Below are 8,743 nucleotides of genomic sequence, written 5' to 3'. Positions count from 1 at the left end.
GACCGCCGAGGCGGGCGTTTTTAATTGCGTTGCCACCCCCGGTGGACTGAGGCATTCTTTTCTTCACCACAGCACGCCACCCCGAGAGGAGGAGATCGTGACCCGACGGCAAGACCGGAACCCCTGCGGCGCGATCTCCCGCGTCGTTCGCTGAAATTCCCTTTTCTTTCCGAAAAGCTCTTCGCGCCCACCCGCCGCTACCTTGGGTCGGCCGCGGCGAAGAGCGCGGTCTGCGCGCCTGCCCGGGGAGGGGCGCGTGCGCAGACCGCCCCGTCCCGGTAGCTCAGCAGGACAGAGCGCGGCGCTACGAACGCCGAGGTCCGAGGTTCGACTCCTCGCCGGGACACCGACAGTGCCGCTGCGAAAACAAGCGCACAATGGACGTATGACCACCGCCGCCGATCCCGTCGCCGGGTACGCCGGGTTCGCCGCCGCGTTGCGCGAAGCCGGTGTCGCCTGCGACGCGCACCGCGTGCAGGCGTACCTCACCGCCGTGGCCGAGATCGACGTCGCCGAGCCCACCCGGCTGTACTGGGCCGGGCGGCTGACGCTCTGCTCCAGCCCGGACGACCTCCCCTGCTACGAAGAAGCCTTCAGCCAGTGGTTTTCGATCGAGACCACCACGCCGAAGCGTGCGACGTCCGCCGCGCCCAAGAAGGCCAGGATCGCCCCGCTCGCCGCGGCCGAAGGCGCGGACGCCGAGGGCGGCGAAGGCGCCGACCAGCTGAAAGTCGCCGCCAGCGCCCACGAGGTCCTGCGTCACCGCGACCTCGCCGAGCTCACCACCGCCGAACGCGAACACCTCCGCGAGCTGCTGGCCACCCTGAAGCCCACGCTGCCGCGGCGCCCGGCCGCCCGGCGGACGCCGTCGCGGCGCGGCCGTCTCGATCCGTCGCGCACGCTGCGCGCCATGCTGGCCAGCGGCGGCGAGCCCCTCAAGCTCGTCCACGCCCGGCGCGGCCGCAAGCCGCGGCGGGTCGTCCTGCTCATCGACGTCTCCGGCTCGATGAGCCCGTACGCCGACGCCCTGCTGCGGTTCGCCCACGTCCTGACGCGGGCCGCGCCGCCGTCCGTCGAGGTGTTCACGCTCGGCACGCGGCTGACGCGGGTGTCGCGCCAGCTGCGGCAGCGCGACCCGGAACGAGCGATGCTCGCCGCGGGCTCGGCCGTCCCGGACTTCGCCGGCGGGACCCGGCTGGGGGAGACGCTCCAGGCGTTCCTCGACCGCTGGGGCCGGCGCGGCGTGGCGCGCCGCGCCGTGGTCACCGTGTTCTCCGACGGGTGGGAACGCGGCGACACCGGACTGCTCGGCGAGCAGCTCGCGCACCTGCGCCGGCTCGCGCACGCCGTATTCTGGGTGAATCCGCACGCCGGCCGTGCGGGCTACGCTCCGGTCCAGTCGGGCATCGTGGCCGCGCTGCCCCACATCGACCGGCTCCTGGCCGGGCACACCCTGGCCACTTTGGAACGACTGCTCGGGGAGATTGCCGATGCGTGACGTACTCGACGACGTGTTCCGCCGCTGGTCCGACGGCGAGACCGTCGGACTCGGCACCGTGGTCGCGACCTTCTCGTCGGCGCCGCGCGCGCCCGGCGCCGCGATGGTCGTCGCTCCCGACGGGACCGTCGCCGGCAGCGTGTCCGGCGGCTGCGTCGAAGGCGCGGTCTACGAGCTCGCGCAGGAGGTCGTCGCCGAGCGCAAGCCGGTGCTGCAGCGCTACGGCGTCACCGACGACGACGCCTTCGCGGTCGGCCTGACCTGCGGCGGGATCATCGACATCTACGTCGAGCACGTCGACCGCGAGTCGATGCCGGAGCTCGGCGACGTCGTCGCGTCGGTGCGCGGCGGCGAGCCGGTCGCGGTGGTCACGATCATCGAGCACGAGCGCGAAGGCCTGGTCGGCGAGCACATGATCGTCTGGCCGGACCGCACCGCGGGCTCGCTGGGATCGTCCCGGATGGACGACGCCGTGGCCGACGACGCGCGCGGGCTGCTGGCCAGCGGCCGCACCGGCACCCTGCACTACGGCCCGGACGGGCAGCGCCGCGGCGAGGGCATGGCGGTGTTCGTCAACTCCTTCGAGCCGCCGCCCCGGCTGCTGGTGTTCGGCGCGATCGACTTCGCCGCCGCGATGGCCCGCATGGGCGCCTACCTCGGCTACCAGGTCACGGTGTGCGACGCGCGGCCGGTGTTCGCCACGACCAGCCGGTTCCCGGACGCGCACGACGTCGTCGTCGACTGGCCGCACCGCTACCTGCAGGCGGAGGCCGACGCGGGTCGCGTCGACCAGCGCACGGCGATCGCGGTGCTCACCCACGACCCGAAGTTCGACGTGCCGCTGCTCGAGGTCGCGCTGCGCCTGGACGTCGGGTACGTGGGCGCGATGGGGTCCCGCAAGACCCACGACGACCGGTTCGCGCGGCTGCGCGAGGCCGGGATCACCGAGGCGGAGCTGGAACGGCTGTCGTCGCCGATCGGTCTCGACCTCGGTGCGCGCACACCCGAGGAGACGGCCGTGTCCATCGCCGCGGAGATCATCGCGTTGCGGTGGGGCGGCGGTGGCAAGCGGCTTGCCGAGCTTTCGGGACGCATTCACGGCTGACTGAGCCAGACGGCCGATAAAGTTCACCCGTCCGGAAATCCGCACCTGCGGAGTTGAGCCGCGCCTGAGCGCGTATCTGCGGAGCGGGTAGTTGAACGTGTGACATCAGGGCTTGTCGACGCGAAGGTCGCGTAGCACGCTCGGGTTTGTGAGCCCGATCACGGTCGGGCAGGCCGTTCCCGAACCGGCTTTTGGAGGCCTGATGCGCATCACCGTCACCGTCGACGGGACGAAGTACACCGACGAAGTCGAACCCCGCACCCTCCTCGTGCACCACCTACGGGAAAAACTCGGGAAGGTCGGCACCGTCGTCGGCTGCGACACCAGCAACTGCGGCGCCTGCACCGTCCACCTCGACGGGCACAGCGTGAAGTCCTGCTCCGTGCTGGCCGTGCAGGCCGACGGCTGCGAGGTCACCACCGTCGAAGGTCTCGCCCGCGACGGCCAGCTGCACCCGGTGCAGCAGGCGTTCCACGACAACCACGCCCTGCAGTGCGGGTTCTGCACGCCGGGGATGATCATGCAGTCGATCGACCTGCTGGCCGACAACCCCGACCCGGACGAACAGGCCGTCCGAGAGGGCCTCGAAGGCAACCTCTGCCGCTGCACCGGCTACCAGAACATCGTCCGCGCGGTCCGCGACGCGGCGAAGCACATGAGCCCGGGCGCCGGGCCCGAAGCCGAGCGGATCGCCGAGAACAAGCACGTCGGCGTGGGTGGTGACTGATGACCGCGACGATCGAACCGGAGGTCGGCAAGTCCCGCCGCCGCAAGGAGGACGAGCGGCTCATCACCGGCCGCACCCGCTGGACCGACAACATCACGCTGCCCGGCCTGCTGCACCTGGCCGTCCTGCGCAGCCCGTTCGCGCACGCCAAGATCGTTTCTATCGACACCTCGGCGGCGAAGAGCGCGCCCGGCGTCATCGCCGTCTACACCGCGCAGGACCTCGACCCGGACGGCTCGATCGGCATGCCGTGCGCGTGGCCGATCACGCCGGACATGAAGGCGCCGCGCCGCCCGGTGCTCGCCGCCGGCACGGTCAACTTCGCCGGTGAAGGCGTCGCGGTCGTCGTCGCGCGCTCGTCCGCCGAAGCGCACGACGCGCTCGAGGAGATCGACGTCGAGTACGACGAGCTGCCGGTCGTCCTCGACATGGAAGCCGCCATCGCCGACGGCGCCGCGCTGGTCCACGAGGACCTCGGCACCAACACGAGCGCCGTCTGGAAGTTCGACTCCGCCGAGGCCGGCACCGGCGGCAACGTCGAGGACGCGATCAGCTCGTCGGAGGTCGTGCTCAAGCGCCGCTTCCGCCAGCAGCGGCTCGTCCCGGCCTTCATGGAGCCTCGCGCCTGCGTCGTCGACCCCACCAGCACCCAGATCACCATGTGGTCGTCCACACAGGTCCCGCACATCCTGCGCGTGATGTCGGCGCTGACGCTCGGCATCCCCGAGCACAAGCTGCGCGTGATCGCCCCGGACGTCGGCGGGGGCTTCGGCGGCAAGATCGCCGTCCTGCCGGAAGAGATGATGTCGCTGCTGGTCGCGCGCAAGCTCGGCAAGCCGGTCAAGTGGAACGAGACGCGGTCGGAGACGATGCTCGCCGCGCACCACGGCCGCGACCAGATCCAGGACATCACCATTTCGGCCACCCGCGACGGGCAGGTCACCGGCCTCAAGGCCGAGTTGCTCACCAACCTCGGTGCCTACAACGGCCTGGTCGGGCCCGGCGTGCCGATCCTCGGCGCGTTCATGTTCAACGCGATCTACAAGATCCCGGCGTACCACTTCGCGTGCACCAACGTGTACACGACGACGACGCTGACCGACGCCTACCGCGGCGCCGGCCGCCCGGAGGCGACGTTCGCGATCGAGCGGATCATGGACGAGCTCGCCGTCGAGCTCGGCATGGACCCCCTGGAGCTGCGCGAGAAGAACTGGATCAAGCACGAGGAGTTCCCGTTCACGACCGTGTGCGGGCTGACCTACGACTCCGGCAACTACGAGGCCGCCACCGAGAAGGCCAAGCAGCTCTTCGACTACGACGGCCTGCGCGCCGAGCAGGAGAAGCGCCGCGCGTCGAAGGACAAGGTGCAGCTCGGCATCGGCATCTCGACGTTCACCGAGATGTGCGGCCTCGCGCCGTCACGGGTGCTCGGCTCGCTGGACTACGGCGCCGGCGGCTGGGAGTACGCGTCGATCCGGATGCTGCCCACCGGCAAGGTCGAGGTCACCACGGGCGCGTCCGCGCACGGCCAGGGCCACGAGACGGCGTGGAGCCAGATCGTCGCCGACCAGCTGGGCGTCGCGTTCGAGGACGTCGAGATCCTCCACGGTGACACGCAGTCGTCGCACAAGGGCATGGACACCTACGGCTCGCGGTCGCTGGTCGTCGGCGGGATCGCCGTGGTCAAGGCCGCGGAGAAGGTGATCGCGAAGGCCAAGCCGATTGCGGCCCACCTGCTCGAATGCGCGGAGGACGACCTGGAGTTCGCGGGCGGCAAGTTCACGGTCAAGGGCACCGGCACGGCCACGACCATGGGCGACGTCGCGCTCGCGGTGTTCGCGGCGCACAACCTGCCCGACGGCGTCGAGCCGTCGCTCGACTCGGACGCGACGTTCGACCCGGAGAACTTCTCGTTCCCGCACGGCACGCACCTGTGCGCCGCCGAGGTGGACACCGAGACGGGCCGGATCAGGCTGCGCTCCTACGTCTGCGTCGACGACGTCGGGGTCGCGGTGAACCCGCTGATCGTCGAGGGCCAGGTGCACGGCGGGCTCGCGCAGGGCATCGCGCAGGCGCTGTTCGAGGGCACCGAGCACGACGAGAGCGGCACGTTGACGACCGGCACGTTCGCCGACTACCTGCTGCCGTCGGCGGCCGACCTGCCGTCGTTCACCACCGACCGCACGGAAACGCCGTCGACGACGAACCCGCTCGGCGCCAAGGGCGTCGGCGAGGCGGGCACGATCGCGTCCACCCCGGCGGTGGTCAACGCGGTGATCGACGCCGTGCGGCAGTTCGGCGTCAACGACATCGAGATGCCGCTGACCCCGATGCGGGTGTGGCACGCCATCCAGCACGGCACGACCGACGCGGGCGGCCCCGGCCGCGGCGAAGCGGGCGGCGGGCTCGGCTCCATCGACGCCACCGGAGGTGCGCAGTGATCCCGGCTCCCTTCGACTACGTCCGCCCGTCCACAGTGGACGAAGCGGTCCAGGCGCTGGCGGCGGCGGGCGAGGACGCCAAGGTGCTGGCGGGCGGGCAGAGCCTGCTGCCGGTGCTGCGGATGCGGCTCGCGGCGCCGACGACGCTGATCGACCTCGGGCGCGTCGCCGAACTGCGCGGCGTGCGCGAGGAGGGCGCCGACCTGGTGATCGGCGCGATGACCACGCACTACGACGTCCAGCGGGACGCGTTGGTGGCTTCGCACGCGGCGTTGCTGAAAGAGGCGACGGACACGGTGGCCGACCCGCAGATCCGCCACCGAGGCACCCTCGGCGGCGCGATCGCCCACGCCGACCCGGCCGGCGACCTGCTGGCGCCGGTGCTCGCGCTGGACGCCTCGCTGGTGGTCGCCGGGCCGTCGGGACGTCGCACGGTGCCGGCCGCGGACTTCTTCCGCGACCTGTTCACCACCGCGCTGGAGCCGGACGAGCTGCTGGTCGAGGTCCGCATCCCCAAGCACACGGGGTGGCGGGCGCACTACGAGAAGTTCAACCGCGTCGCCCAGGCGTGGTCGATGGTGGCGGTCGCGGTCACGGTCCGCACCGAGGCCGGGGTCATCGAGGAGGCCCGTGTCGCGCTGACGAACATGGGCTCGACCCCGATCCGGGCGTCGGGCGTGGAGTCGGCGCTGGTCGGCGTCCAGGCATCGGCGGAGTCGATCGCGGCGGCGGCCTCGCACGCGGCGGAGGGAACGAATCCGCCGGTGGACAGCAACGCCGACGTCGAATACCGCCGCCACCTCGCACAGGTGCTGACGGGCCGAGCCATCGCAGCGGCGGCCGGCGCCTGAGACGTCCGTTCGTCCCCCTGGCCGCCACCCCGGTGGCGGCTAGGGTGGGCACCGGCCCCGTCCGTTTTCAGGAAGGAGGTCGGCCCGTGCGGCTCGACCACGAATTCACCGTCCCGGCTCCGATCGGCGAGGTCTGGCAGGCGGTCGTCGACCCCGAGCGCGTCGCCCCGTGCATGCCGGGCGCCACCTTGACCAAGGTCGAGGGGGACAGGTTCAGCGGAACGGTGAAGGTCAAGCTCGGGCCGATTTCGTTGCTGTACAAGGGAAACGGCGAGTTCCTCGAGAAGGACGAAGCGGCCCGCAAGGTGACGATCAAGGCCTCGGGCAAGGATTCCCGAGGCTCCGGAACAGCGGCGGCAACGGTAACGCTGACGTTGACGGAGAAGGACGGCGCAACCCACGGAACGGTGGCAACCGACCTGGCGATCACGGGCAAGCCGGCCCAGTTCGGCCGGGGGTTGATCAGCGAGGTGGGCGGGAAGATCCTGGACACGTTCGCGGGGTGCTTGTCGGGCAAGCTCGCCCCGGCGGAGGGGACGCCGGCACCGCAGGCTGCCCCGGCCGCTGCGGCTGCTCCGGCGAAGAGCGCTCCGGCCGGGGATGCCCCCACTGCCGCGGCTGGCCCTGCGGCGGCGGCAGCTGCCCAGCCGGTGGCCGAGCCTGCCGCCCAGCCGGTGGCGGACCAGGGTGCAGCGGCGGCCGGACCGACGGCCACGTCCGAGCCGGTGGCCAAGTCCGAGCCGGCGGTCAAGCCGGCGCCGACCACCCCGGAGATCAACACGGAGCCGAAGCCCAAGCCGGCGGACCGCCCGGTGCTGCACAGCGTCCCGGCACCCCCGGAGACCGAGGCGATCGACCTGCTCGACTACGCGGGACAGTCGGTGCTCAAGCGAGTGGTCCCGGTTCTCGTCGCCGTCGCCGCGGTGGTCGGCTTGGTGGCGATCGTCCGCGCGCTGCGCAAGTGAGGCTGCCCGGGCTGGCGTGTCCCTGCGGGTGATCCGCCCGTGAGGCGCTGAGCTGCGTCGATCTACCCTGCGCGGGTCTTCGAGCAGGGGCGTTGCCCGCAATTCCCCCGGACTGGCGACGCGGGTCGCCGGAACGGCTACGCTGGGCTACCTGGTCGGCCGAACTTCGCGCAAGGGGTACGTCACGATGCCGGTTCGTCACGTCTGTGGCCTCGGCTCTTGAGAGCGCAGGCCGCCGTGCGCCGGGAAGCGCTTTCCACCTGGCCGGGCTGGCCCGCGCGATGGGCGATGTGGGGCGGTGCGAAAACCCGCTGGATCGCCTACGCCCTCGGCTGTGAACTGCTCGCCGTCGGCGCGACCGGGACGGCGCTGGCCACCGGGTTCGGCGGGTCCGTGCGTCCGGGGTGGTTCGCTGTGCTCGTCGCCCTGGGGTGGCGCAGGCCGAGATGTCGCGCCGGATCGAGCGGTTGCGGCGGTGGATGAGCGGGCAGACGCACATCAACGTCACCTCCGTCTGGTACCTCGCGGGTGTCGTTCTGCTGCCGCCGGCGTGGGTGGCGCTGCTGGCCGTCGTGCTCTACACGCACCTGTGGGTGCGGGTGTGGCGCCAGGTTCGTACGCGGCCCGCGCACCGTTTCGTGGCGAGCACGGCTTGGGCGATGCTCTCGTGTTTCGCTGCTTCCTCCGTTCTCGCGGTGCTGGGGTTGCACGGGACGCCGTTGCAGACGCCGCGCGGGTTGTTCGCGCTGTGCTTGGCGGCCGCGGTGTTCGAGCTGGTGAACGTCGGCCTCGTGGCGGCCGGCATCTACCTGTACACCAGCCAGCGCTCGGCGGCCGACCTGATGGGCACGTGGGAAGACAACGCGTTCGAGCTGGCGACCCTCTGCCTCGGCGGGCTCGCCGCTCTTGCGCTGGTCGAGCAGCCGGTGCTGGTGGTGTTCGTGGTGGCGCCGTTGCTGCTGTTGCACCGCTACCTGCTGTTGAAGCAGCAGCTGCAGGTCGCGGCCGTCACGGACGAGAAGACCGGGCTGCTCAACACCGCCGGCTGGCACGAATCGGCGATGCGCGAGCACACCCGCGTCCAGCGCCGCGGCGCCGGCGGAGGTTTCGCGGTGCTGATGATCGACCTGGACCACTTCAAGCGGATCAACGACAC

At 71.4% G+C, this 8,743-nt stretch carries 7 protein-coding genes and 1 tRNA gene; all 8 read left to right on the top strand.

Annotated features, from left to right (window positions below; all coding sequences use genetic code 11):
- Window positions 1-272 precede the first annotated feature (272 nt).
- Window positions 273-346 (top strand) — tRNA-Arg (locus CCN39_RS39210).
- 39 nt (window positions 347-385) lie between these two features.
- Complete coding sequence (locus CCN39_RS39205) at window positions 386-1,498, top strand: vWA domain-containing protein (protein WP_086851031.1); 1,113 nt, start codon at window positions 386-388, stop codon at window positions 1,496-1,498.
- Window positions 1,491-2,603, top strand: a complete 1,113-nt coding sequence (locus tag CCN39_RS39200; protein WP_086851029.1) for an XdhC family protein — start codon at window positions 1,491-1,493, stop codon at window positions 2,601-2,603. Before CCN39_RS39205 ends, CCN39_RS39200 begins: the two co-directional genes overlap by 8 nt.
- Before the next feature lie 202 nt (window positions 2,604-2,805).
- A complete protein-coding gene (locus CCN39_RS39195; protein WP_086851027.1) occupies window positions 2,806-3,330 on the top strand; it encodes a (2Fe-2S)-binding protein in 525 nt (174 codons plus the stop codon).
- Window positions 3,330-5,771: a xanthine dehydrogenase family protein molybdopterin-binding subunit gene (locus tag CCN39_RS39190; protein WP_086851025.1), complete on the top strand. Its 2,442-nt coding sequence runs from the start codon at window positions 3,330-3,332 to the stop codon at window positions 5,769-5,771. Before CCN39_RS39195 ends, CCN39_RS39190 begins: the two co-directional genes overlap by 1 nt.
- The gene (locus tag CCN39_RS39185; RefSeq protein WP_086851023.1) at window positions 5,768-6,622 is read left to right on the top strand and encodes an FAD binding domain-containing protein; all 855 of its coding nucleotides are present in this window, start codon (window positions 5,768-5,770) and stop codon (window positions 6,620-6,622) included. Before CCN39_RS39190 ends, CCN39_RS39185 begins: the two co-directional genes overlap by 4 nt.
- A gap of 86 nt (window positions 6,623-6,708) precedes the next feature.
- A complete protein-coding gene (locus CCN39_RS39180) occupies window positions 6,709-7,587 on the top strand; it encodes an SRPBCC family protein (protein WP_086851021.1) in 879 nt (292 codons plus the stop codon).
- Window positions 7,588-8,033: 446 nt separating this feature from the next.
- Window positions 8,034-8,743 (top strand): GGDEF domain-containing protein (locus CCN39_RS39175; RefSeq protein ID WP_244211194.1); only part of this gene is annotated, 710 nt, incomplete at its 3' end.

The sequence above is a fragment of the Amycolatopsis kentuckyensis genome (assembly GCF_002155975.1).
GTDB lineage: Bacteria > Actinomycetota > Actinomycetes > Mycobacteriales > Pseudonocardiaceae > Amycolatopsis > Amycolatopsis kentuckyensis.
Note: the sequence above shows the minus strand (reverse complement) of the source record. Positions and strands in the feature narration are given on the sequence as shown.